This is a genomic window from Variovorax sp. PMC12 (assembly GCF_003019815.1).
Lineage (GTDB): Bacteria > Pseudomonadota > Gammaproteobacteria > Burkholderiales > Burkholderiaceae_C > Variovorax.
Window position 1 is genome coordinate 5,538,960 of sequence record NZ_CP027773.1, and the last position, 24,948, is coordinate 5,563,907.

The following is a 24,948-nucleotide window of genomic DNA, read 5'->3' on the forward strand; positions in this document are numbered from 1 at the left end:
TCGCGCATTGCGCTTGCACGGGCGCCGCGTGCCCCCACCCCGACCCTCCCCCGGAAGGGGAGGGGGCCAACCCAACTTCCAGTTTCATGATGCTTCGACGAACCCTTCACTGCGCACTCGCCGCCATGCTCCTCATGGCATCGGCCGCCCACGCGCTGACCGCCGACGAAGCCCGGGCCATCGCCTCCGGCGAATCCGAAGCCCGCATCGCCGCGCTCAACAAGGCCGTGCTCACGGCCGACGACAAGACCGCCGCCTTCATCCAGGCCATGTCAGACGACGCGGTCAAGTACACCGAGGACAAGGTCTTCGTGATGAAGGACGACAAGGGCTACGACCCCGTCACCGGCGCCGAGCTGAAGGTGCCCGACACCGCGGAAGACGTCGTCAACAACAACCTCATGCGCGGCGCGCTCGATGCCGCGCAGGCCGCGCTCAAGCTCTCCAGCAAGGACGACGCCGTGCGCGCCGAAGCCGCGCAGGCGCTCTTCAAGGAGCCCGACGAATCGCGCGTGCCCATGGTCGAGAAGGCGCTGGCCGCCGAGACCAACCCCAAGATCAAGGCGCAGCTCGAACTGGTGCGCGCCGCCAGCATGCTCACCAGCGCCGACAAGGCCAAGCGCCTCGCCGCCGCCAAGGAACTGGGCAACAACCGCAACCCCGACACCAAGCTGCTGCTCAACCAGCGCCTGGCCGACGAGACCGAGGCCGACGTCAAGGCCGCCATCGTCGCGTCGATCGCCAGCATCGACGGCTCGCTGGTCTGGGGCGACCGCATCAACGCCGTGTTCAGCGGCATCAGCCTGGGCTCCGTGCTGCTGCTGGCCGCGCTGGGCCTGGCCATCACCTACGGGCTGATGGGCGTGATCAACATGGCCCACGGCGAGCTGATGATGATCGGCGCCTACGCCACCTACGTGATGCAGGGCATCTTCCAGAAGTACATGCCGGAGGCGGCCTTCGGCTGGTACCTGGTCGCCGCCATTCCCGTGTCCTTCCTCGCATCGGCGCTGGTGGGAGCGGTGCTGGAGCGCGGCGTGATCCGTTTCCTCTACGGCCGCCCGCTCGAGACGCTGCTCGCCACCTGGGGCATCAGCCTGATGCTGCAGCAACTCGTGCGCTCGCTGTTCGGCGCGCAGAACGTCGGCGTCGAGAACCCCGGCTGGATGAGCGGCGGCTTCACCATGCTGAGCAACGTCACGCTGCCGTGGAACCGCATCTGCATCATCATCTTCGCCGCCCTGGTGTTGCTGGCGATGGGCTGGCTCATCGGCAAGACGCGCCTGGGGCTCTTCGTGCGCGGCGTCACGCAGAACCGCCCGATCGCCTCGTGCATGGGCGTGAACACCGCGCGCATCGACACCTACGCCTTCGCGCTCGGCTCCGGCATCGCAGGCCTTGCCGGCTGCGCGCTGAGCCAGATCGGCAACGTCGGCCCCGACCTGGGCCAGAGCTACATCGTCGACAGCTTCATGGTTGTCGTGATGGGCGGCGTCGGCCAGCTCGCGGGCACCGTGTATGCGGCGCTGGGGCTGGGCATTCTCAACAAGTTCATCGAGGGCTGGGCGGGCGCGGTGCTTGCCAAGATCGCGGTGCTCGTTTTCATCATCATCTTCATCCAGAAGCGGCCGCAGGGCATCTTCGCAATGAAAGGCCGGAGCGCAGAGGCATGAGCAAGGTCGTACTTCCAACCAAGGGGCCGCTGCTGAGCGGCAAGGGCTGGACGGCCTTCTTCGTCGCACTCATCGTGGTGTGCGCGGTGGCGCCCGTTCTCAACATGTGGGTGCCGGTGGACAGCCCGCTGCACATGAGCGACTACGCGGTGGCGCTGGTCGGCAAGATCATGTGCTACGCCATCTGTGCGCTGGCCATGGACCTGATCTGGGGCTACACGGGCATCCTGTCCCTGGGCCACGGCCTGTTCTTTGCGCTGGGCGGCTACATGATGGGCATGTACCTCATGCGCCAGATCGGCCGCGACGGCAACTACAAGAGCGACCTCCCCGACTTCATGGTGTTCCTCGACTGGAAGACGCTGCCCTGGCACTGGACCTTCAGCGACAGCTTCATCGCCACGCTGATCCTGATCGTCGCGGTGCCGGGCCTCATCGCCTTCGTGTTCGGCTTCTTCGCATTCCGTTCGCGCATCAAGGGCGTGTACTTCTCGATCATCACGCAGGCCATGACGTTTGCGGCCATGCTGCTGTTCTTCCGCAACGAGACCGGCTTCGGCGGCAACAACGGCTTCACCGACTTCAAGCGCATCCTGAATATTCCGATCGCCACGCAGGAAATGCGCATGACGCTGTTCGCGCTCACCGGTGCCACGCTGCTGGGCTTCTTCCTGTTCGCCAGGTGGCTCATCGGCAGCAAGTTCGGCCGCGTGCTGCAGGCCATTCGCGATGCCGAAACGCGCGTGATGTTCTCGGGCTACAACCCGCTGCCGTACAAGCTCACGATCTGGGTCATCTCCGCCGTCATGTGCGGCGTGGCCGGCGCGCTGTACGTGCCGCAGGTCGGCATCATCAACCCGGGAGAGATGAGCGCGGCCAACTCCATCGAGATCGCCATCTGGGCGGCCGTGGGCGGGCGCGCGACGCTCATCGGTCCCATCATCGGCGCCTTCATCGTCAACGGCGCCAAGAGCTGGCTCACGGTGGCCTACCCGGAATACTGGCTGTACTTTCTGGGTGCCTTGTTCATTGCTGTCACGCTGTTCCTGCCGAACGGCATCGTGGGGTTGGTGCGCAAGTGGTTGTCGAGGGAGAAGAAGCAGGCGCTGAGCGAGGAGCCGGTGCAGGAAGCACGGCGCGCAGTGGCCGCGGAGCAGGGCATGGAGCCCGACGCCCTGGCCTCGCTGCCGGTGGACGCGAAGGGAGCACGCGCATGACGCCCGACCTGATGGAAGCCGGCGCCGAGCGCGCCGCACGCGCCAGCGGTCTTCACTATGTGAGCGGCAGCACGGAGTCTGGCGGCCGCGCCGCGGACTTCGGCCGCCATGTCACGCCGGGCGAGGTCGACGTCACGCACGGCCGCATCCTCTATCTGGAAGACGTGAGCGTGAGCTTCGACGGCTTCAAGGCCATCAACAAGCTGTCGCTGGACATCGCGCCGGGCGAGCTGCGCTGCATCATCGGGCCGAACGGTGCGGGCAAGACGACGATGATGGACATCATCACCGGCAAGACGAGGCCCGACTCGGGCACCGTGTTCTTCGGCAGCACCATCGACCTGCTGCGCCACCGCGAAGCGGAAATCGCGCAGCTCGGCATCGGCCGCAAGTTCCAGAAGCCGACGGTGTTCGAGCATCTGACGGTGTTCGAGAACCTCGAGCTCGCGCTCAAGACGAACAAGGGCGTGCGCGCATCGATGCTGTTCAAGCTCGATTCGGCGCAGAGCGACCGCCTGGCCGAGGTGCTGGAGACCATCCACCTCGCCGACAGCGTGTCGCGCCTGGCCGGCAACCTGAGCCACGGCCAGAAGCAGTGGCTGGAAATCGGCATGCTGCTGATGCAGGACCCGAAGCTGCTGCTGCTCGACGAGCCGGTCGCCGGCATGACCGACGAAGAGACGGCGCGCACCGCCGAGCTGTTCCTCACCCTCAAGGGCAAGCATTCGCTGATGGTGGTCGAGCACGACATGAGCTTCATCCGCACGATCTCCGAGATCGTCACCGTGCTGTGCGACGGCTCCGTGCTGGCTCAGGGCACGCTCGATGAAGTGCAGGCGGACGAACGCGTGATCGAGGTTTATCTTGGTCGCTGAAGCCCCCGTCGCCGTGGTCAGAGCGGTGGCGCACCCCCTGCCTTCCTCCCTCTCCCACTGGGAGAGGGCCGGGGTGAGGGCAGACGGCATCAACATCACGACAAGCGCCCGGTACGCGGCGCGGTGTGGGCGGCCCCTCTGTGCCGCCGAGGAGCGCAGCGTTTCGCGGATCAGGGCTCGCAGCTGTCTGAGCGAAGCGAGTTCTGCGAGACCCCGCGAAACGCGAGCACCGCAGGGCAGCCCGAAGGGCCGGCATAGCGGGGCCGACCGCGCCGCGCCGCGTACCGGGCGCCCTCCAAACGAAACCAGGAAGGAGCCCAAAAAATGCTGACAGTAAAAAACATCCACCAGTACTACGGCGGCTCCCACATCCTCCGGGACGTGAGCTTCGAAGCCAAGCTGGGCAAAGTCACCGTGCTGCTGGGCCGCAACGGCGTAGGCAAGACCACGCTGCTCAAGTCGCTCATGGGCCTGGTGCCCATCAAGAGCGGCAGCATCGAACTCGAAGGCAAGCCCATCCACAAGGCCACCCCCTACGACCGGGCCAGGGCCGGCATCGGCTTCGTCCCCCAGGGCCGCGAGATCTTCGCGAGGCTCACCGTCGAAGAAAACCTGCGCATGGGCCTGGCATACAAGAGCGGCAGCACGCCCATCCCCTCGGAGCTGTACGACCTGTTCCCCGTGCTCAAGCAGATGATCAACCGAAGAGGCGGCGACCTCTCCGGCGGCCAGCAGCAGCAGCTTGCCATCGCGCGCGCCCTGGCGCCCAAGCCCAGGCTCCTCATCCTCGACGAGCCCACCGAAGGCATCCAGCCCAGCATCATCAAGGACATCGGCCGCGTCATCCGCATGCTGGCCGACCGCGGCGACATGGCCATCGTGCTGTGCGAGCAGTACTACGACTTCGCCCAGGAACTGGCCGACGACTACCTCGTGATGGAGCGCGGCGAGGTCATCGCGCGCGGCCTCGGCAAGGACATGGAAGCACAGGGCGTGCGCCAGCTGGTGGCCATCTGAGCCTTGCTGCCAGGGCCTCGCGGCCTTGCGAGTACAAGGTCTTCGGCAATTCCGTATCGGCGGGATTTCAGGGTTAACCCTAAAATCGGGCTTTGCCCGCTGCTGCCGGGCACCTCCCAGGAGCCTGGCCTTGAACGCCTCCCCAACCGCGCCGGAAAGCGCGGGCACCGACATTTCCTCCTTTTCGCTGCCGTCCGGCAAGCCCGCCAACTTCCTGCGCGCGGTGCTTGCGCTCGGCGTCGGCGGCTTCGCCATCGGCACCGGCGAATTCGTCATCATGGGCCTGCTGCCCGAAGTCGCCAAGGACATCGGCGTGAGCATTCCGCAGGCCGGGCACGTCATCAGCGCCTATGCGCTCGGCGTGGTCATCGGCGCGCCGGTGCTCGCGGTGCTCGCCGCCGGCTGGCGCCGCCGCGCCTTGCTGATCGCGCTCATGGCCGTGTTCGCGGCCGGCAACTTCGCCAGCGCCATCGCGCCCAACTACCTGCTGCTGAACCTGCTGCGCTTTGCGGCCGGCCTGCCGCACGGCACCTACTTCGGCGTGGCCGCGCTGGTGGCCGCCACGCTCGCGCCACCGGGGCGGCGCGCGCGGGCCGTGGGGCTCGTCATGCTGGGGCTCACCGGCGCCACGCTGGTGGGCGTGCCCATCGCGGCCTGGCTGGGCCAGATCTTCGGCTGGCGCGCGGCCTTCGTCTTCGTCGGCGTCATCGCGCTGGTGGCCATCGCGCTGCTGCGCCGCGACATCCCCGACATGGCCCCGGCCGCCGGCGCCAGCCCGTGGCGCGAACTCGGCGCGCTCAAGCGCAAGCAGGTGTGGTTCACGCTGGGCATCGGCGCCATCGGCTTCGGCGGCATGTTCGCGGTGTTCAGCTACATCAAGCCCACGCTGATCGAAGTGGCCGGCATGCCGCTGGGCGGCGTGCCCTTCGTGCTGGCGCTGTTCGGCCTCGGCATGGTCATGGGCAACCTCGTGGGCTCGCGGCTGGCCGACAAGTCGCTCATGCGCACCATCGGCGGCCTGCTGGTCTACGCGGCGCTGGTGCTCGCGATGTTCACCTTCGCGGCCCACAACATGGTGACCGCGTCGATCAACGTGTTTCTCATCGGCACCACCGTGGCCATCGGCCCGGCGCTGCAGATCCGCCTGATGGACGTGGCCGGCGACGCGCAGACGCTGGCGGCGGCGCTCAATCACTCGGCCTTCAACATGGCCAACGCGCTGGGTGCATGGCTCGGCGGCGTCGCCATTGCGGCCGGGCTGGGCTGGACTTCCACCGGCTGGGTCGGCGCATTGCTTGCGCTGGCAGGCATGGGCGTGTTCGGCTGGGCGATCGCCAGCGCCCGCGCCGACGCGCGGCAGCGGCCGGCGGCCATCGCCTGCTGAGCCATCGGCGCCCGCCCGACCGCGCCGATTGACAGGGCAGAGCGAACCGGACGACATTGCCGGGATGATCGATGCCAACGTGAACGCCGCCGCGTGCAAATGAAGAAGAGCGCGGCAATGCAGAAATTCTCCCGCCGACAGCTCCTTTTCAGCGGCCTCGCTGCCGCTTCGCTGGGCCATCCCTTCCTGAGGCTGAACGCGCAGCCCGCGTCTCGGGCGCTGTTCACGCTGGGCGTGGCCTCGGGCACGCCTACAGCCGATGGCTTCGTGCTCTGGACGCGGCTGGCTCCCGAGCCCCTGCAAGGCGGCGGCATGGGCGATGCACCGGTCGAGGTGCGCTGGGAAGTCGCCGACGACGAAGGCTTCGGGCGCGTGGTGGCAAAGGGCGCGGCCACCGCCACGGCCGAGTTCGCGCACTCGGTGCACGTCGAGGTGCGCGGCCTTGCGCCGGGCCGCTGGTACTGGTACCGCTTCACGGCAGGCGGCGATCGCAGCGCCGCCGGGCGCACGCGCACCACGCCCGCCGAGACCGACGAAGCCTCGCAGCCGCTGCGCTTCGCCTTCGCCTCCTGCCAGCACTACGAGCAGGGCTACTACGCCGCCTACCGCGACATGGCCGCGCAGCCGCTCGACTTCGTCGTGCACCTTGGCGACTACATCTACGAAAGCTCCCGCGCTTCGCACCAGGTGCGGCGGCACGAGGGCGGCATTCCCACGCAGCTGGCGCAGTTCCGCGACCGCTACGCGCTCTACAAGGCCGATGTGCAACTGCAGGCCGCGCACGCCGCCTTCCCCTGGCTCGTGACCTGGGACGACCACGAGGTGGCCAACGACTACACGACCGACGTGTCGCCGCGCACCGCCGATCCCGCGCAGTTCCTCGCGATCCGCGCTGCCGCCTACCAGGCCTGGTACGAGCACATGCCCGTGCCCGCCAGCATGCGCCCGCGCGGCGCCGATGCCACCATCTACGGCCGCCACCGCTTCGGCCGCATGCTCGACGTGCTGCTGACCGACGGGCGCCAGTACCGCTCGCACCACGCCTGCCTGGCCGGCCGCAGTGCCCCGCCGCTGGCCGATTGCGCCGATCGCCTTTCGCCGGAGCGCAGCCTCTTCGGCGCCGAGCAGGAGGCATGGCTGGCGCGCGAGCTCGCGGCGCCGCCCGCGCGCTGGACGCTCATCGCCCAGCCCACGCTGCTGGCCGAGGCCGACCGCAAGCGCGGCCCCGAGCACGGCTACTGGATGGACGGCTGGGACGGCTACGCCGCCGCTCGCGCGCGCCTGCTCGACGGACTGGCCGCGCACAAGGCGCGCGGCGGCAACGCGCTGGTGGCCAGCGGCGACGTGCACGCCTTCTGGGCCGCCGACCTGCGGCAGGGCGATGCGCAGCAGGGGCCGTTGGTCGCGACCGAATTCGTCGGCGGCGCCATCACCTCCGAAGGGCCGAGCGCCGCCAGCGTGGCCAACATGCGCGCGAAGAACCCGCACCTGCGCTACGGCCGGGCCGACAGGCGCGGCTACGCGCTCATGACGCTCGACGGGCGCGGCTGCGCGGTCGAGTTCCGCGCGGTGGAAGACGAGAAGACGGCCGACTCGCCGGTCGGCACCATGGCCCGTTTCTCGGTGGAGCGCGGCGCGCCCGGCGTGCGTGCGGAAAGCACCTGAAAGCGCCACCCGCCTGCAGGATTGCGCGGCCGTGCCTATGATGGCCGCCGCCCCTTCCATCCTCATTTCTCATCTCCCCTGAGCGAGAACCGAACACCATGAGCATTCCCACCACCCGTCTCGGCCGCACCGGCCTTACCGTGTCCCGCCTGGCCCTGGGCACCATGACCTTCGGCCTGCAGACCGACGAGACCGTGTCGCACCAGATCCTCGACAAGGCGGCCGAGGGCGGCATCAACTTCCTGGACACGGCCGACGTGTACCCGCTCGGCGGCACCGTCGAGACCACCGGGCGCACCGAAGAAATCATCGGCCGCTGGCTGCAGAAGCAGGGGCCGGTGGGCCGCCGCCGTTTCGTGGTCGCCACCAAGGCGGTCGGCAAGGTCGGCCCCAACAGCTGGGACCAGGGCGCGTCGCGCAAGCACCTGCTGGACGCGATCGACGCGTCGCTCAAGCGGCTGCAGACCGACCACGTCGACCTGTACCAGCTGCACAGCGACGACCGCGAGACGCCGCTCGAGGAAAGCCTGGAGGCGCTCGACGTCATCGTGAAATCGGGCCGCGCGCGCTATGTGGGCGTGTCGAACTTCCTGGCCTACCGGCTGGCCCGCGCGCTGGGCAAGGCCGAGCTGCACAAGCTCACGCGCTATGTGTCGGTGCAGCCGCGCTACAGCCTGCTGTTCCGCGAGATCGAACGCGAGCTGCTGCCGCTGGCGGGCGAGGAAGGGCTGGGCGTGATTCCCTACAACCCGCTGGCCGGCGGCCTGCTCACCGGCAAGTACAAGGCCGGCGCCAAGCCCGAGGACAACACCCGCTTCACCCTCGGCACCGCCGGCAACATGTACCAGGACCGCTACTGGAACGAACGCAGCTTCAACACCGTGGCGCAACTGCACAAGCTGGCGGACGAAGCCGGCGTGCCGCTGGCCACGCTGGCCGTGGCGTGGGTCATGGCGAACCCGCTGATCACCGCGCCGCTGCTCGGCGCGAGCCGTCCCGACCAGCTCGATGCGACGCTGGCGGCTGCCGAATACAAGCTCGATCCGGCGCTGAAGCAGAAGCTCGACGAACTGACCGCCGAATACCGCAAAGGCGACGCACCACGCTGAGTTCGTCGTATTTCTCCTTCCCCCTCTGGGGGAAGGCCGGGATGGGGGCAGGACCTCGGATAAGCGCAATGCATCATCGAGCGCCGCCGTGCCCCCACCCCAACCCTCCCCCAGCGGGGGAGGGAGCAAAGCGGAAACTGTCAGAACTGTCAGTTAGTCGACAGCGAGGGGTTTGAAGGGGTTGCCTAGAGTGGCCCCATCATGGTCCTCCCTGACGCACCCCCTCTATCGCGCGCGGCCCTCGCGCTGGCCGTCCTGCTCCTTGCGGGGTGCGCCGTCGGTCCCGATTACGTCCGCCCGCAGATGGACGTGCCCACCGCCTTCAAGGAAACCGGCGGCCCCTGGAAAACCGCCGCGCCGCAGACCATCGACGCCGACCATCCCTGGTGGGACGCCTACGGCGACAGCACCCTCGGCGCGCTGATGGTGCAGGCCAACGCGGCCAACCAGAACATCCGCGTCGCCGAGGCCCAATACCGCCAGGCGCAGGCCATCACCGCGGCGGCGCGCGCCAACTTCTTCCCGACCGTCGGCCTGAACGCCGGCGCCGTGCGGGCGCAGAGCAACAGCACCGGCGTCGTCAAGCTGGGCACCACCGACACCCTGGGCCTGGGCGCGAGCTGGGAGCCCGACCTGTGGGGCTCGGTGCGCCGCTCGGTGGAGGCGGGCACCGCCAGCGAGCAGGCCAGCGCCGACGACCTGGCCGGCGCGCGCCTGAGCATCCAGACCACGCTCGCGCAGGACTACCTGCAGATCCGCGTCATCGACCTCGAGCGCGACCTGTACGCCAGCACCACCGCCGCCTATGCCAAGGCGCTCGAACTCACGCAGCACCAGTACGCCGCCGGCACCGTGCTGCGCTCCGACGTGGCGCTGGCCGAAAGCCAGCTCAAGACCGCGCAGGCGCAGGCGGTCGACCTCGAAGCGCAGCGCGCGCAGCTCGAGCACGCCATCGCCGTGCTGACCGGGCAGGCGCCGGCTTCGTTCTCGCTGCCGCCGCTGGAATCTTCGGGCCAGCCGCAGACGGCCGAATCGCTTTCCTCGGCCTCGGCACTGCATGTGCAGCTGCCGGTGTCGCCCGCGGGCCTGCCGTCGGAACTGCTCGAGCGCCGGCCCGACATCGCCGGCGCCGAGCGCCGCGTGCAGGCCGCCAACGCCAACATCGGCGTCGCCAAGGCGGCCTACTACCCGCAGATCACGCTCAGCGCCAGCGGCGGCTTCAGCGCGGCCAGCCTGGCCACGCTGTTCAACACGCCCAGCCGCGTGTGGTCGCTGGGCGCGGCGCTTGCGCAGACCGTGTTCGACGGCGGCCTGCGCAAGGCCCACACCGACCAGGCCGTGGCCGCCTACGACGCCTCCGTCGCGCAATACAAGCAGACCGTGCTCGGCGGCTTCCAGCAGGTGGAAGACGACCTGGCCACCCTGCGCGTGCTCGACAGCGAATCGACGCTGCAGGCCGACGCCGTGCGCTCCGCCCAGCTTGCCGAGCGGCTGGCCCTGGCCCAGTACCGCGCCGGCACGGCCACCTACTTGAGCGTGGTGACGGCGCAGACGCTGTCGCTCACCAACCAGCGCACCGCCGCGCAAGTGCTGGGCCGCCAGCTGGCCGCCAGCGTCTCGCTGATCGCGGCCACGGGCGGCGGCTGGAGCGCCGCCGATGCAGTCGCAAGCGCCGACAAGATTTCCAGGAATTGATGCCATGACGACCACACTCACCACCGCCACCGGGCACCCTCTGTTCCAGCGCCGATCGACCTGGCTCGCCACCGCCGCGCTCGTGCTCGTGCTGGGCGGCGGCACCTGGGCGCTTACCCACCATTCCGCCCATGCCGCCAAGCCCGAGGCCGCTCAGGCAGCGCCACCGGTGCAGGTGACCACGGCGCGCGTCAAGCAGCAGGACGTGCAGGTCTACCGCAGCGGCATCGGCACCGTGGCGTCGATGGCCACCGTCACCGTCAAGGCCCGCATTGACGGGCAGCTCGACAAGGTCGGCTTCGTGGAAGGGCAGGACGTGAAGGCCGGCCAGATGCTCGCGCAGCTCGACCCACGCACGCTGCAGGCGCAGCTCGCGCAGGCGCAGGCCACCCGGGCGAAGGACCAGGCCACGCTTGCCAACGCCCGCGCCGACCTCAAGCGCTACACCACGCTGATCGCGCAGGACGCGGCCACGCAGCAGCAGCTCGACACGCAGAAGGCGCTGGTCAACCAGCTCGAGGCCACCGTGCAGAACGATGCCGCGCAGGTGAAGTACGCCGAAGTGCAGCTCAGCTTCACGCGCATCTCGTCGCCCATGGACGGGCGCGTCGGCGCGCGGCTGGTGGACCCCGGCAACATCGTGCACGCGGCCGACACCAACGGGCTGGTGGTCATCAACCAGATCGACCCCATCGCCGTGCAGTTCACGCTGCCCGAAGACGCGGTGCAGGACATCAACCGCCTGCAGCAGAAAAGCAGCCAGCCGCTCACGGTGGTGGCCTACGACCGCAGCGGCGCGCAGATGCTGGGCACCGGCAAGCTCATCCTGCTGAACAACCAGATCGACACCACCAGCGGCACCGTGCAGCTCAAGGGCAGCTTCGCCAACCCGCAGCATTCGCTGTGGCCCGGCCAGTACGTCAACGTGCGGCTGCAGCTCGACCGCCGGCCCGACTCGCTCACCGTGCCCGCCGCCGCCGTGCAGCGCGGCCAGGACAGCACCTACGTCTGGGTGGTCGATGACCAGAACAAGGTCGGCAACGTGCCGGTGCACGTGGTGCAGATCGCCGACGGCACGGCCGTGATCGACAAGGGCCTGAGCGCGAACCAGCGCGTGGTGGTGGACGGCCAGTACAAGCTCAAGCCCGGCGCCACCGTCGTGGAGCCGCCGCCCGCGCAGAAGGGCGCGGCCGGTGGCGGCACCGACGCCAACAAGCCCGCCGGCGGGAGCAGCAATTGAGCATCTCCGCCACATTCATCAAGCGCCCCATCGGCACCACGCTGCTGGCGCTGGCCATCCTGCTGGTCGGTGCGGCGGTGTTTCCGCTGCTGCCGGTGGCGCCGCTGCCGCAGGTCGACTTTCCGACCATCCAGGTCTCGGCCAGCCTGCCCGGCGCCAGTCCGGAGACCATGGCCTCCAACGTGGCGCAGCCGCTGGAGCGCAACTTCTCGCTGATCGCGGGCCTGTCGCAGATGACGTCCACCAGCGGCCTGGGCAACACCCAGATCACGCTGCAGTTCGACCTCGACCGCAGCATCGACGCCGCCGCGCTCGACGTGCAGGCCGCCATCAACGCCTCCACCGGCCAGCTGCCGGCCAACCTGCCGAGCCCGCCCACCTTCCGCAAGGTGAACCCGGCCGACGCGCCCATCCTCATCCTGTCGGTGCAGTCGAAGACGCTGCCGCTGACCGAGGTGAACGACTACGCCGACAACATCCTCGCGCAGCAGATATCGCAGATATCGGGCGTGGGCCTGGTCAACATCGGCGGCGTGCAGAAGCCGGCCGTGCGCATACAGGTCGACCCGGCCAAGCTCGCCGCGCTGGGCCTGAGCCTGGAAGACGTGCGCACCGTGCTCTCGTCGGCCACCGTGAACGCGCCCAAGGGCACCATCGATGGGCCCAGCCAGAGCTTCACCGTCTACACCAATGACCAGCTGCTCAAGGCGCAGCCCTGGAACGACGTGGTGCTGGCCTACCGCAACGGCGCGCCCATCCGCGTGCGCGACCTGGGCGTGGCGGTCGACGGCCCCGAGAACTCCAAGATTGCCGGCTGGGCCTACGCCGGTGCCGCCGCGCCTGCCGGCAGCAACGTGCAGAACGGCCGCTCCATCGTGCTCGCCATCACCAAGCAGCCGGGCGCCAACGTCATCGAGACGGTGGACCGCATCAACGCGGCGCTGCCGCGGCTGAAGGCCTCGATTCCGCCGACCATCGACGTCAACGCCATCATCGACCGCACGCAGACCATCCGCGCCTCGGTCAAGGACGTGGAGTTCACGCTGCTGCTGACCATCGTGCTGGTGGTGGCCGTGATCTTCGTGTTCCTGCGCAACGTGCCGGCCACGCTCATTCCCAGCGTGACGGTGCCGCTCGCGCTGCTGGGCACGGTGGCGGTGATGTACCTGCTGGGCTACAGCCTGGACAACCTCTCGCTCATGGCGCTGACCATCGCGGTCGGCTTCGTGGTGGACGACGCCATCGTGATGCTGGAGAACATCTACCGCTACGTCGAAGAGGGCATGACGGCGATGGAGGCGGCCTACAAGGGCGCGGGCGAGATCGGCTTCACCATCATCTCGATCTCGGTGTCGCTGGTGGCGGTGTTCATTCCGCTGCTGCTCATGGGCGGCATCGTGGGGCGCCTCTTCCGCGAGTTCGCGGTCACGGTCACGCTGACCATCGTGGTAAGCGTGGTCATCTCGCTCACGCTGACGCCCATGCTGTGCTCGCGCTTCCTCAAGAACGAGCACGGCAGCAAGCACGGGCGGCTGTACCTGCTGTTCGAGCGCGGCTTCGACGCCATGCTCAGCGGCTACAAGCGCGGGCTGCACGTGGTGCTGGACCACCAGTTCATCACGCTGATGGTGTTCATTGCCACAGTGGCGGCCACGGGCGTGCTGTTCGCGGTGATTCCCAAGGGCTTCTTCCCGCAGCAGGACACCGGCTTCATCTCGGGCTTTGCCGAGTCGGGGCAGGACGCTTCCTTCGCGTCGATGAACGCCCGCATGCTCCAGCTGGCCGACGTGGTGCGCAAGGACCCCGACGTGACCGGCTTCGGCATGAACGGCAGCTCTTCCACCTACAACACCGGCAACTTCTTCATCAGCCTGAAGCCCAAGGACGAGGGCCGCACCGCCACCGCCGACGAGATCATCACGCGGCTGCGCCCGCAACTGGCCAAGGTGCAGGGCGTGAACCTGTTCCTGCAGGCGGGGCAGGACATCCGCGTGGGCGGGCGTGCTTCGCGCACGCAGTACCAGTACACGGTGACCGACGCCGACCTGGGAGAGCTCAACACCTGGGCGCCCAAGCTGCTCGCGCGCTTCAAGCAGCTGCCCGAGCTCACCGACCTGGCCACCGACCAGCAGAACGCCGCCGCGTCCGCCGTGCTGACCATCGACCGCGACCGCGCATCGAGCTTCGGCATCACGCCGGCCACCATCGACGCCACGCTCTACGACGCGATCGGCCAGCGCCAGGTGGCGCAGTACTTCACGCAGCTCAACAGCTACCACGTGGTGCTGGAAGTCACGCCCAGCCTGCAGCAGGACCCCACGCTCTTCAGCAAGCTCTACCTGAGCTCGCCCATCACCGGGCAGCAGGTGCCGCTGTCGACCTTCGTGAAGGTGGACACCAGCAAGACGGCGTACCTGTCGATCAGCCACCAGGGCCAGTTCCCGGCGGTGACCATCTCGTTCAACCTGGCACCGGGCGTGGCGCTGGGCGGCGCGGTGAACGCCATCAACAAGGCGCAGGCCGACATGGGCCTGCCGCAGTCGCTGACCGGCTCGTTCCAGGGTACGGCCCAGGCCTTCCAGGACTCGCTGGCCTCGCAGCCCTACCTGATTGCCGCGGCGCTGGTGGCGGTGTACATCGTGCTGGGCCTGCTGTACGAGAGCTACATCCACCCGCTGACGATTCTCTCGACGCTGCCCTCGGCCGGCGTGGGGGCGCTGCTGATATTGATGGCGGGCGGCTACGACCTGAGCGTGATCGCGCTCATCGGCATCATCCTGCTCATCGGCATCGTGAAGAAGAACGGCATCATGATGATCGACTTCGCGCTCAAGGCCGAGCGCGAGCAGGGCATGTCGCCGCACGACGCCATCTACCAGGCCTGCCTGCTGCGCTTCCGCCCGATCATGATGACCACCATGTGCGCGCTGCTCTCGGGCCTGCCGCTGATGCTGGGCCACGGATCGGGTTCCGAGCTGCGCCGCCCGCTGGGCTACGCGATGGTCGGCGGGCTGATACTCTCGCAGGCACTCACCCTGTTCACGACCCCGGTGGTCTACCTGTACCTCGACCGCGCCCACTACTGGTATCTGAGCCGCAAGGAAGCGCGCAAGGCCAGGAAAGCCGGGAAGGAAGGCAAGGCGCCGGTGCCGGCCGAGGCGCATTGACGAGCGCCGGCTGACATCATGGGCAGGGACGGAGACACAGAAGAAGACGCCATGAAGATCCTGATTGTCGAAGACGAACTGAGAACCGCGGACTACCTCTCCAAGGGGCTGACCGAGCAGGGCTGCGCGGTCGACATGGCACACAACGGCATCGACGGCCAGCACCTGGCGCTCACGCACGACTACGACGTGATCGTGCTCGACGTGATGCTGCCGGGGCAGGACGGCTTCTCGGTGCTGCGCGAGCTGCGCGCCGTGAAGCAGACGCCGGTCATCATGCTCACCGCGCGCGACCGGGTGGAGGACCGCATCAAGGGCCTGCACGAAGGCGCGGACGACTACCTCATCAAGCCCTTCTCTTTTCTGGAGCTGCTGGCGCGGCTGCAGGCGCTGAACCGGCGCGGCCGCAAGCAGGAGCCGATGCAGCTGCGCATTGCCGACCTGCAGATCGACCTGCTGGCGCGCAAGGCATTTCGCGGCAGTGGTGGCGGCAGCACCCGCATCGACCTCACCGCCAAGGAATTCGCGCTGCTGGCCGTGCTGGCCCGGCGCCAGGGCGAGATCCTGTCGAAGACGGCCATTGCCGAGCTGGTGTGGGACATGAACTTCGACAGCAACACCAACGTGGTCGAGGTGGCCATCAAGCGGCTGCGCGACAAGATCGACGTGCCCTTCAGCCCCAAGCTGCTGCACACCATCCGCGGCATGGGCTACGTGATGGAGGTGCGCGACGCGCCGGCCGAGGGCCAGGCGCCGTGAAGCGCTCCATCACCGCCCGGCTGGTGCTCATGTTCGCGGCCGTGGCGCTCGCGACATTCGCGCTGGCGGGCTTCGCGCTGCAGAACGTGCTGGCGCGCGAGCTGGAGCGGCACCAGTACGAAGAACTGGACACCACCCTCAAGAACCTGCAGTTCTGGATCAAGGCCATCGGCACCCCCGAGCGCTGGTCGCGCGTGCAGGCACGCATGGACGCGCTCACGCCCGCCGACGGCAGCGTGCGCTTCTGGGTGCTCAGCGACGATCCGCGCTTCCAGTACGGCAAGGGCCTGGCAGAAATAGACGGCCTCACGCGCGAGGCCAACGGCCACAGCAGCGTCATCGAGCTGCCGGGGCAGGCGCGGCCGTTCCGCACGCTGTCGGTGCACATCGATCCCCTCGACCAGCGGCCGGCGGTGCGGCTGATCGTCGGGCACAACACCGAGCCCTACGAGCGCACGCGCCAGGCCTTCCTGACCGCGCTGATCGGGCTCGGGCTGGGCGCGGTGCTGGTGGTGGCGGTGGCCGGCTACTGGATCGCGCGCGTGGGGCTGCGGCCGCTGGAGCGGCTGTCGCGCGAGGCGCAGGCCCTGCGGCCCAAGACGCTGTCGCAGCGGCTGCGCTCCGAGCCGCTGCCGGTGGAGCTGTCGGCGCTGACCGAGGCCTTCAACGGCGCGCTCGCCCGGCTCGAAGAAGCCTACGGCCAGCTCGAGGCCTTCAACGCCGACGTGGCGCACGAGCTGCGCACGCCGCTGGCCAACCTCATCGGCAGCACGCAGGTGGCGCTGTCGCGCCAGCGCAGCGCAGCCGAATTCCAGGAAGTGCTGCAGGCCAACCTGGAAGACCTGGAGCGGGTGCGCTCCATCGTCAACGACATGCTGTTCCTCGCGCGCGCCGACCGCGGCGAGGTGGCCACCGGCCTGGTGCTCACGCCGGTGGCGCAGGAGGTGCACAAGACCATCGAGTTCTTCGAGTTCGTGCTCGACGAGACCCGCACGCAGGTGTCCATCGAGGGCGACGTGCACACCGAGGCCCGGCTGGAAAGCGCGCTGTTCCGCCGCGCCATGTCGAACCTGCTGCAGAACGCCATCGAGCATTCGGAGCCGGGCGCGCACATCGCCGTCACGCTGCGCGAGGAAGAGGCCGTGACCTGGATCACCGTGTCCAACCCCGGCGCGCCCATCGATGCGCGGCACCTGCCGCACCTGTTCGATCGCTTCTACCGCGCCGATGCCTCGCGCAACGACCGGGGCGAGCACCACGGCCACGGGCTGGGGCTGGCCATCGTGAAGGCGGTGGCGAGCATGCATGGCGGGCAGGTCGGCGCGTCGCGCCAGGGCGGGCTGAACAATTTCGGCTTCAGCGTTGCGAGGTAGCACTGCCCGGCGCACCCCGCGAATGACCGTGGGGCGGTGCGTCCTTGCGGCATGCGGGAGAATCGCCGGTGGCATGAACCCCTCCCGAACCCCCCGAAAGTCCGCATGGCGCAGCTGATGTCGCTGCTCGTGCAGAACGCCATTCTGGTGGTGTTTGCCGTCAGCTTCGCCGCGCGCCTGGGGCTGCCCGTGCCGGCCGCCGCCGTGCTGGTGCTCACCGGCGCGCTGCTGGCGGCGGGCGACGTGTCGGTGCCCGGGGTGGTGCTGGCCGCGGTGGTTGCCAACCTGCTGGGCGACGCGGCGTGGTTCTATGCGGGCCGGCGCTTCGGCTACCGGTTCATGCGCCTCCTGTGCCGCATTTCGCTGTCGCCGGACACCTGCGTGCGGCGCGGCGAATCGCTCATCACCGACTGGGGCGGGCTGTCGCTGGTGGCGGCCAAGTTCGTGCCGGGCGTGTCGGTGGTGGCGCCGCCGATGGCGGGGGCGCTGGGCATGTCGGTGCGGCGCTTCATCGGCTTCGACATTGGCGCGGCGCTGGTCTGGACCGGCCTGTTTCTCGGGCTGGGCTGGGTCTTCCGCAACCAGATCCAGGAGGTGCTGGCCATCATGGCGCAGGCCGGCGGCATCGCCACGCTGGCGCTGGGCGTGCTGCTGCTGGTGATTCTTGCGGTGCGCTACTGGCGCCGCCGGGCCTTCATGCGGCTTACCGGCATGCCGCGCATCTCGGTCGACGAGCTGCACGAACTGCTCTCCAGCGAAGAACCGCCGCTGGTGATCGACGTGCGGGGCAAGGCCGGCTTGCAGGTCGATCCGCGCCGCATTCCGGGCGCCATGCCGTACACGCTCAAGGCGCTGCAGCAGCGCAACCTCGACCTGTCGCATGCCCGGGGCCGCGACGTGGTGCTGTATTGCAACTGCCCCAACGAAGTTTCGGCCGCGCAGGCTGCGCGCGTGCTGCTGGCCCGTGGCGCGCGCCGGGCGCTGCCGCTGACCGGCGGGCTCGACGCATGGGTGGCCTCGGGCCGGCCGACCAGCGTGGATTGAATCCAGGGTTGCCCCGGCGGCCATCTGCACGAATCGGCCTCCCGTGCTATGGTCCCCGGCCCTCGGGATAACCCTAGAGGTTGCCCTGCAGAAACCGGGATTCCTCGTGTCTTCAACCTCCAAAACTCCTCATTCACCGGCCGGCCTCACGCCCTTGCTGACGCTGGTCTTCGCCGTGGCCTGCGGCCTTTGCGTGGCCAACATCTACTACGCGCAGCCGCTGATCGGCCCCATCTCCGACACGCTGCAGCTGCACGCCGGCCTGGCCGGGCTCATCATGACGCTCACCCAGCTCGGCTACGGCGCCGGCCTGCTGCTGCTGGTGCCGCTGGCCGACGTGGTCGAGAACCGGCGGCTGATCGTCGGCGCGCTCTTCGGCGCGGTGATCGGGCTGGTGGGCATCGCGCTCTCGGACTCGGCCATCACCTTCCTGGCCGCTTCTTTCGTGGTGGGCGCATGCGCGGTCGCGGCGCAGGTGCTGCTGCCCTTTGCCTCGCACCTGGCGCCCGAGGCCACGCGCGGCAAGGTGGTCGGCAACATCATGGCCGGCCTGCTCGGCGGCATCATGCTGGCGCGGCCCTTTGCCAGCATGGTGGCTTCCGCATTGGGCTGGCGCGCGGTGTTCTGGCTGTCGGCGGTGCTGATGGCCGCGCTCATCGTGGTGCTGTGGCGCGTGCTGCCGCAGCGCCGCCCGCATGCATCGGTGGGCTATGCGCGCACCATGGCCTCGCTGCCGGGCATCGTCTGGAACACGCCGGTGCTGCGCCGGCGCGGGCTGTACCAGGGAATGATGTTCTCCGGCTTCCAGGCCTTCTGGACGGCAGTGCCGCTGGCGCTGGCGCACGAATTCGGCATGGGGCAGGGCGGCATCGCGGCATTCGCGCTTGCCGGCGCCGCCGGTGCGCTCATGGCGCCCATCGCCGGCCGGCTGGCCGACCGCGGGCTGACCCGTCCGGCCACGGGCATCGCGATTGCGGTGGCGCTGTTCTCCTTCCTGCTGGGGGCGGTGGCCATGCACTACCGCTCGCTTGCCGGGCTGGTGGCGGCGGGCATCCTGCTCGACGGCGCGGTGCAGCTATGCCAGGTGCTCAACTTCCGCAGCCTCTTCATGCTGGCGCCGGAACTGCGCGGCCGGCTCAACGGGCTGTTCATGACCTTCATCTTCATCTGCGCGGCGGTGGCCTCCGGCATTGCGGCGGCCGTGTATGCCTTCCATGGCTGGAGCGGGCTGTGCCTGCTGGGTGGCGGCTATGTGCTGGTGGCGCTGCTGTACTACGCGACCGAGTTCCGCCAGCAGCCTGCTGCGGCGGCGGCCAGCCGGTAGTTGCCTTGCAGCCGATGAGTTCGCCGGTTTTTTCGCGCTCCATCCAGGTAACCCAGACAGACGCCAGCGGCATCTGGCCCATCCTGGTGCTCTGCACGGCCTACTCCGCGTTGCTGGTCGCCGGGGCGGCATGGGCGATCGACCTGGACGCCAAGGGCTGGCACATCGCGCTGGACATGCTGGCCTTGCTCGCACTCGTGGCGCTGTGGCTGGTGGGCCTGGTGGCCGTCGTGCGGGCATGGATCTGGGTCGAGACGCATTGGCTGGCCAAGGGCCGGGCCAGGCCGTTCAGCGAATGCACGCCCGTCGACATCGGCGAAGCCGGCTTCTCCGTGCAGGGCCTCGGCCACGTCGACTGGATCGACGTGCTGGCCCTCGAAGGCATCCCCGACAGCGACAACTACCTGATCGTTCATACACGGCCATTCAGAAAGCTGATGCTGGCGGCGCCCGTCGATGAACTCGTGCCGGTCTTCAACCACTATCTTGCACAGGCAGGCAACGCCAAGGCGACACGGGCAGGCACGCTGCAAAGCCGCGCCCTGGTTTTCTGCTGGCGGTGCTTTCTGGCGTGGATCTGGGCGGGCTATGCGCTGGCGGGCGCAGGTGGCATCGCGCTGCTGCTCAATGCGTCGAATGCGGGATTCGTGAAGACCATGGTGGGCCTCTGCGTTCTCATGCCGCTGGTCGCCTGGCTGGTCTGGGCCGTTCCGATCTCGCGGATCAGCACCTTCGCGCCCTCGCGGGTGCGGGCCTTCGAGCTCCACGGTACGCGGCTGCGCAGCACCGACGACGAATGGCAGTCCGACCTGCTGCAATCGCGTATCACCCTTCGCCGTGCGAGCGGCATCGGCTACGAATTTTCTTTCCTGGCCATCCGCCCTCCTTCGGGCAAGGGGCTCGACCTGATCCTGCAAGGCGGCGCCGAGCAGGAGGCATTGCTCGACGCACTGAGCGACCGAGGCCTGCTGCCCGCGCTGAACCCGCAAGACTGAGCAGCATCAGCAGCCCGCCCAGGCGGCCGGCATTGGCAGAAGTGCGCGGTGGTAGGCTTGCCGCCCGATGAATCTCCGTCTCAAGATCGTTGCGCTTGCCGTCGCGCCCTTGCTCATCGCACTGGTGCTGGTGGCCCTTGCCGTGCGCCACCAGGAGCACGACCTTGCCCAGCGCGAGCGCGCCCTCATCGAGAACAGTTACATGGCCCAGCGCCGCAGCGAACTGCGCAGCTACGTGGACCTGGCCGTGAGCAACCTGCTGCCGCTGTACGAATCCGGCCAGGACGACGAGGCCACCCGCAACGAGGCACTGCGCCGGCTGGCCGCGCTCAACTATGGCGACGACGGCTACTTCTTCGTCTACGACATGGAAGGCAACTCCCTCATGCATTCGCGCCAGCCCGAGCTGGTGGGCCAGAACCTGTGGGGCATGCGCGATTCGCAAGGCCGCTACACCATCCAGGACCTGATCAAGGGCGCGAAGGAAAAAGGCGGCGCCTACGTCGAATACGAATGGCGCAAGCCGTCGAGCGCGCAGCTGGCGCCCAAGCTCGGCTACGTCACCGCCATGCCGCGCTGGAACTGGATGGTCGGCACCGGCCTGTACCTGGACGACATCCAGTCGACCATGGACACCCTCGACCGGCAGATGAACGCCAACGTCACCGCCACGCTGCTGTGGATAGCCGGCATTGCCGCGCTGTGCCTGGGCGTGGTCAGCGCCGCCGGGCTGCTGCTGAACCTCAGCGAGCACCGCACGGCCGAAGCCAAGCTGCGCCTGCTCGCAAGGCGCGTGGTGCAGTCGCAGGAAGAAGAGCGCGGCCACCTCGCGCGCGAGCTGCATGACGGCACCAGCCAGACGCTGGTGTCGGCCAAGCTGCTCATCGAATCGGCCGTGGAGTCGCTGGAAAGCCGGCACCAGCCCACGCCGCCCGCGCTGCCCAAGGCGCTGCAGCGGCTGAACGATTCGCTGCTGGAGGTGCGCCGCATCTCGCACCGGCTGCGCCCCGCGCTGCTCGACACGCTGGGCCTGCCCGCCGCGCTGGAGCGGCTGGTCGACGAGTTCCGGGACGAAGGCGCCGTCGATGCGTCGATGATGATCGAGGGCGAAGCCTTCGAGCTGCAGCCCGAGGTGAAGACCGCGCTCTTCCGCCTCACGCAGGAAGCCCTGACCAACGTGCGCAAGCATGCCGACGCACAGCACGTGCACGTGGCGCTGGCCTTCGACGAGAAAGACGGCGTGCGGCTCGAGGTGAGCGACGACGGCACCGGCTTCGACATCGATGCCGTGCAGCTCGACCCGCGCCGCGGCATCGGCCTGCGCAACATGCGCGAGCGCATGGAAGCCATAGGCGGCCAGCTGGCCATGCACTCGAACCAAGGCCGCACCTCCATCGAGGCCGAAGTGCCGGCCCGCAACGCAAGGGCCGCATCCGCATGACCGCAGACACCATTCGCCTCTTCCTGGTGGACGACCACCCGCTGGTGCGCGACGGCCTGCGCGCGCGGCTGGGCAGCATGCCCAACCTGGAGATCGTCGGCGAGGCCGGCAGCGCGGCCGAGGCGCTCGCGCAAGTCGACAGCGTGCGGCCCGACCTCATGCTGATGGACGTCGGCATGAAGGACATGAACGGCATCGAGCTTGCGGCCCTGCTGCTGCAGCGCCAGGGCGCGCCGCACATCGTGATGCTCAGCATGTACGACAACCCCGAATACGTGCAGAAGGCCCTGCAGGCCGGCGCGCGCGGCTACGTGCTGAAAGACGCGCCGGCGGCGGAGATCGTCGCGGCCATCGAGGCGGTGTCGGCCGGCGGCACCTTCCTGAGCCCGGCCGTGTCGAAGAAGCTCTTCCGCACGCAGGAGCCGCGCCCCCTGCTCACGCCGCGCGAGAGCGAGATCCTTTCGGCGCTGGGGCGAGGGGAATCGAGCAAGCAGATCGCGCGCGACCTGGGCCTGAGCGTGCGCACGGTGGAGGCGCACCGGCAGAGCATCAAGCGGCGGCTGGGCATCGAGGGGCAGGCGGAGCTGATCAAGTACGCGGTGGAGCACGCGCGGAAGTTCGGTCAGAGCTGATTCGACTGGCCGAGAGCCGGCACATCGCGAATACCTGCGCCATTCGAGAACTTCTGGGCAGAAGTTTTTCTCGCGCCGGACTGGTTTTCTCTACAGTGAATGCCCTTGTGATTCCACGCCCTGCTACCGGTGCAACGCGCATCGATGCAGGCGTGGAGCACAAAAGGCGACGGCCAAGGTGCGCGAACACCTTGACCGTCTAACCAAGTGACGTGCAATAACTTTGGAAAGCGAGCACACCAAATGGCTGGACGAATTATGGCCGGGCCTGCAAGGCCGGCATCCGCGGACGCGACCACTCCCACTACACCGGGGGCGTCTGATCTTCTCGAGAACAAGCTGGAGCAACTGAACTCGCTGCTGTGGTGCTTCTACGGCGCCGGGGACGGATGGTTCCAGGATGCGGGGGAGGCGCATCGGGAGAATCTGCTTTGGATTGCTTCGGATTTGGCGCGGGAGGCTGTGGCGTTGTTTCAGGAGATGAGCCCGGCTGGATAGGGCTTGCCAGCCAGCCGGTACATTCACGACGCCTGAACGTCGGCAGACCTCGGCCAATTCGGCGTGAACTTGCTTGCGGCTCAATGAACCCGCAGCACCTCAAACTGCAGTCGGGTTTGAGCCACCTGTATTGATACCTCATCACCCTCGCATTTGCCGAGCATGGCCCTGCCCAAAGGTGCTTCGCTGCTGATGACCTGAACGAGCTGAGCGCCGCTGGCCAACTTCATGCCGCCCGCATTCGGACCGAGGAAAAGCTGTTGCTGCTTGTCGTCGGAATCGACCAGGCAGACCAGCGCGCCGAGCTGTATACCTTTGCTGGCGTCGTAGGGACGCGGGCGGAATTGGCGCCAATTGGCCATCGCCTGGCGGATCGCTTCGGCGCGCCGGGCTTGGCCGGTGGCCAGGTAGGCGGCTTCGAGTCCCAATGTGTCGTATTTGTTTTCGGCGATGTTCTCTTCGTGGGTCGCGGTTTCATGGGCCGCCCGCACTGCCTGCTCGGCTTGCAGCAGGTCTTCGGCGAGCCGTTCCAGCACCTGCTGTTGCAGCAAGAATTTATCCATGACGAAAGGCCGGCATCTCGAGCAAGCGGGGGTAGGTTTCGAACATGAAGGGCTCCAGAACCCTTCGACGCTTATGTGTTGGCTGCAGGTCAACTTGAGCCATGGGCCCATCCGCACCGTTCGCTTCCAGCTGGTGAGCTGCCCTTCAACGCGGCGGCTCCGACTACCAGCGGGAAGAAAACCCGGCCATAAAAGCCGGGTGATTCAGTTCGCCCTGTGCTGTTAGCCTTGCACGGTCGGCAGGGTCTCTGCCACGCCAACTCCGGCCATCGCGCCCAATCTTAGAAGTGAACTCACTATGACCAGCCCGCTGTACAACGCCTCCGTTCCCGTCATGCAGCAGATGCTGCGCGCCATGTCCGACGTGCTCAAGAAGGCCGAAGACCACGCAACGCAAAAAAATATCGATCCGAACGCGCTGCTGCAGGCACGGCTGTTCCCTGACATGTTTCCGCTGGTACGTCAGGTACAGATCGCCGCAGACTTCTCCAAGGGCATCGCCTCCCGCCTGGCTGGTGCCGAGGTGCCGTCGTGGCCAGACACTGAGGCCAGCTTCGCCGAGCTGCAAGCGTTGATCGCCAAAGCTTTGGCCCATATCGGCTCGTTCGAGGCTGAGCAATTCGATTCAAGCGAGGGCCGCGAGATCGTATTGCGCCCCGGCACCCCCAAGGAAAAGAAGCTGACCGCAGGCGCATATCTTCTGCACTATGGGCTGCCGCAGTTTTTCTTCCACGTGACCACTACCTATGCCATCTTGCGCCACAACGGTGTTGAGATCGGTAAGCGCGACTACATGGGTGCGTACTGACCCAAGACAGAGAAGAGTTCAGCCGCTATGGCCACTGCCGCTCGATAGCAACTAGAGGCTCCGTTCGACGTTGTTCTGCTGATGGGGGTCATGCAGCGATCTCAATCTATCGACGCCGATCATCGCTTGTCCGGTGATTTGCCCACTGCGGACATCGAGCACAAGCCGCTCGGAGCCTCGAGCGACCGGTTTGTGGGGGCGGAGCTGCCGCCGGTGGCCCCTAACTTCCTCAAGGACGACTTCCGCGGCTCTGAACTCACGCAGTCGACCCACAGCAAACATCGATCTCGCAGAACAACGCTCTCTGAGCCGCCCAGCATCGGTAGCGAATGGTCGTGCTACATTGCATTCGAAGCGGAAGCGTTCGAAAGAGCTCCTCTCGCGTGGTTGATCGTCGGCACCCCCGAGGACATTGGAGTGCTCAATGGACGCTTCTAGCGCCTACTCAACCCTGTTCAGCATAGATGCA

Annotated in this window: 20 protein-coding genes; 19 read left to right on the top strand and 1 reads right to left on the bottom strand. The window is 67.9% G+C overall.

Features of this window, described 5'->3' with window-relative positions; translation table 11 throughout:
* Positions 1-125: 125 nt before the first annotated feature.
* The 17 genes from urtB to C4F17_RS26090 all read left to right on the top strand — a co-directional run bounded on the left by urtB (position 126) and on the right by C4F17_RS26090 (position 22,610).
* On the top strand, positions 126-1,673 hold the full coding sequence (urtB, locus tag C4F17_RS26005) for an urea ABC transporter permease subunit UrtB (RefSeq protein WP_081270212.1): 1,548 nt from the start codon (positions 126-128) through the stop codon (positions 1,671-1,673).
* Positions 1,670-2,890 (top strand): urea ABC transporter permease subunit UrtC, encoded by a 1,221-nt coding sequence (urtC, locus tag C4F17_RS26010; RefSeq protein ID WP_106937155.1) that lies wholly within the window; start codon positions 1,670-1,672, stop codon positions 2,888-2,890. Before urtB ends, urtC begins: the two co-directional genes overlap by 4 nt.
* Positions 2,887-3,765 (top strand): urea ABC transporter ATP-binding protein UrtD, encoded by an 879-nt coding sequence (urtD, locus tag C4F17_RS26015; RefSeq protein ID WP_106937156.1) that lies wholly within the window; start codon positions 2,887-2,889, stop codon positions 3,763-3,765. Before urtC ends, urtD begins: the two co-directional genes overlap by 4 nt.
* Before the next feature lie 324 nt (positions 3,766-4,089).
* On the top strand, positions 4,090-4,782 hold the full coding sequence (gene urtE, locus C4F17_RS26025; protein ID WP_081270216.1) for an urea ABC transporter ATP-binding subunit UrtE: 693 nt from the start codon (positions 4,090-4,092) through the stop codon (positions 4,780-4,782).
* A 130-nt stretch (positions 4,783-4,912) separates the two neighbouring features.
* Complete coding sequence (locus tag C4F17_RS26030; protein ID WP_081270217.1) at positions 4,913-6,166, top strand: MFS transporter; 1,254 nt, start codon at positions 4,913-4,915, stop codon at positions 6,164-6,166.
* A gap of 117 nt (positions 6,167-6,283) precedes the next feature.
* A complete protein-coding gene (locus C4F17_RS26035; RefSeq protein WP_234382389.1) occupies positions 6,284-7,831 on the top strand; it encodes an alkaline phosphatase D family protein in 1,548 nt (515 codons plus the stop codon).
* 98 nt (positions 7,832-7,929) lie between these two features.
* Complete coding sequence (locus C4F17_RS26040; RefSeq protein ID WP_081270219.1) at positions 7,930-8,940, top strand: aldo/keto reductase; 1,011 nt, start codon at positions 7,930-7,932, stop codon at positions 8,938-8,940.
* A gap of 201 nt (positions 8,941-9,141) precedes the next feature.
* A complete protein-coding gene (locus tag C4F17_RS26045; RefSeq protein ID WP_106937159.1) occupies positions 9,142-10,635 on the top strand; it encodes an efflux transporter outer membrane subunit in 1,494 nt (497 codons plus the stop codon).
* A gap of 4 nt (positions 10,636-10,639) precedes the next feature.
* Positions 10,640-11,875 carry an efflux RND transporter periplasmic adaptor subunit gene (locus C4F17_RS26050; RefSeq protein ID WP_106937160.1) on the top strand — a complete coding sequence of 412 codons (1,236 nt, stop codon included), beginning with the start codon at positions 10,640-10,642 and terminating at the stop codon, positions 11,873-11,875.
* Entirely contained in the window at positions 11,872-15,042 is a 3,171-nt protein-coding gene (locus C4F17_RS26055; RefSeq protein WP_106937161.1) for an efflux RND transporter permease subunit, read from the top strand. Before C4F17_RS26050 ends, C4F17_RS26055 begins: the two co-directional genes overlap by 4 nt.
* 51 nt (positions 15,043-15,093) lie before the next feature.
* Positions 15,094-15,801 (top strand): heavy metal response regulator transcription factor, encoded by a 708-nt coding sequence (locus C4F17_RS26060; protein ID WP_106937162.1) that lies wholly within the window; start codon positions 15,094-15,096, stop codon positions 15,799-15,801.
* Positions 15,798-17,174, top strand: coding sequence for a heavy metal sensor histidine kinase (locus C4F17_RS26065; protein ID WP_106937163.1), 1,377 nt, complete (start codon positions 15,798-15,800; stop codon positions 17,172-17,174). Before C4F17_RS26060 ends, C4F17_RS26065 begins: the two co-directional genes overlap by 4 nt.
* 105 nt (positions 17,175-17,279) lie before the next feature.
* Positions 17,280-18,218, top strand: coding sequence for a DedA family protein/thiosulfate sulfurtransferase GlpE (locus tag C4F17_RS26070; protein WP_106937164.1), 939 nt, complete (start codon positions 17,280-17,282; stop codon positions 18,216-18,218).
* Positions 18,219-18,324: 106 nt separating this feature from the next.
* Positions 18,325-19,542, top strand: coding sequence for an MFS transporter (locus C4F17_RS26075; protein WP_106937165.1), 1,218 nt, complete (start codon positions 18,325-18,327; stop codon positions 19,540-19,542).
* A gap of 14 nt (positions 19,543-19,556) precedes the next feature.
* On the top strand, positions 19,557-20,537 hold the full coding sequence (locus C4F17_RS26080) for a hypothetical protein (protein ID WP_106937166.1): 981 nt from the start codon (positions 19,557-19,559) through the stop codon (positions 20,535-20,537).
* Between the two features lie 67 nt (positions 20,538-20,604).
* The gene (locus C4F17_RS26085) at positions 20,605-21,978 is read left to right on the top strand and encodes a cache domain-containing protein (RefSeq protein WP_106937167.1); all 1,374 of its coding nucleotides are present in this window, start codon (positions 20,605-20,607) and stop codon (positions 21,976-21,978) included.
* Positions 21,975-22,610 (top strand): response regulator transcription factor, encoded by a 636-nt coding sequence (locus tag C4F17_RS26090; protein ID WP_106937168.1) that lies wholly within the window; start codon positions 21,975-21,977, stop codon positions 22,608-22,610. Before C4F17_RS26085 ends, C4F17_RS26090 begins: the two co-directional genes overlap by 4 nt.
* A 578-nt stretch (positions 22,611-23,188) precedes the next feature.
* Here the strand turns inward: C4F17_RS26090 and C4F17_RS26100 are convergent.
* Positions 23,189-23,671 carry a GreA/GreB family elongation factor gene (locus C4F17_RS26100; protein ID WP_106937170.1) on the bottom strand — a complete coding sequence of 161 codons (483 nt, stop codon included), beginning with the start codon at positions 23,669-23,671 and terminating at the stop codon, positions 23,189-23,191.
* Positions 23,672-23,969: 298 nt separating this feature from the next.
* Between C4F17_RS26100 and C4F17_RS26105 the strand changes: the two genes are divergently transcribed.
* Positions 23,970-24,479: a DUF1993 domain-containing protein gene (locus C4F17_RS26105; protein WP_106937171.1), complete on the top strand. Its 510-nt coding sequence runs from the start codon at positions 23,970-23,972 to the stop codon at positions 24,477-24,479.
* Positions 24,480-24,569: 90 nt separating this feature from the next.
* A complete protein-coding gene (locus tag C4F17_RS26110) occupies positions 24,570-24,917 on the top strand; it encodes a hypothetical protein (RefSeq protein ID WP_159053722.1) in 348 nt (115 codons plus the stop codon).
* Positions 24,918-24,948: the final 31 nt, after the last annotated feature.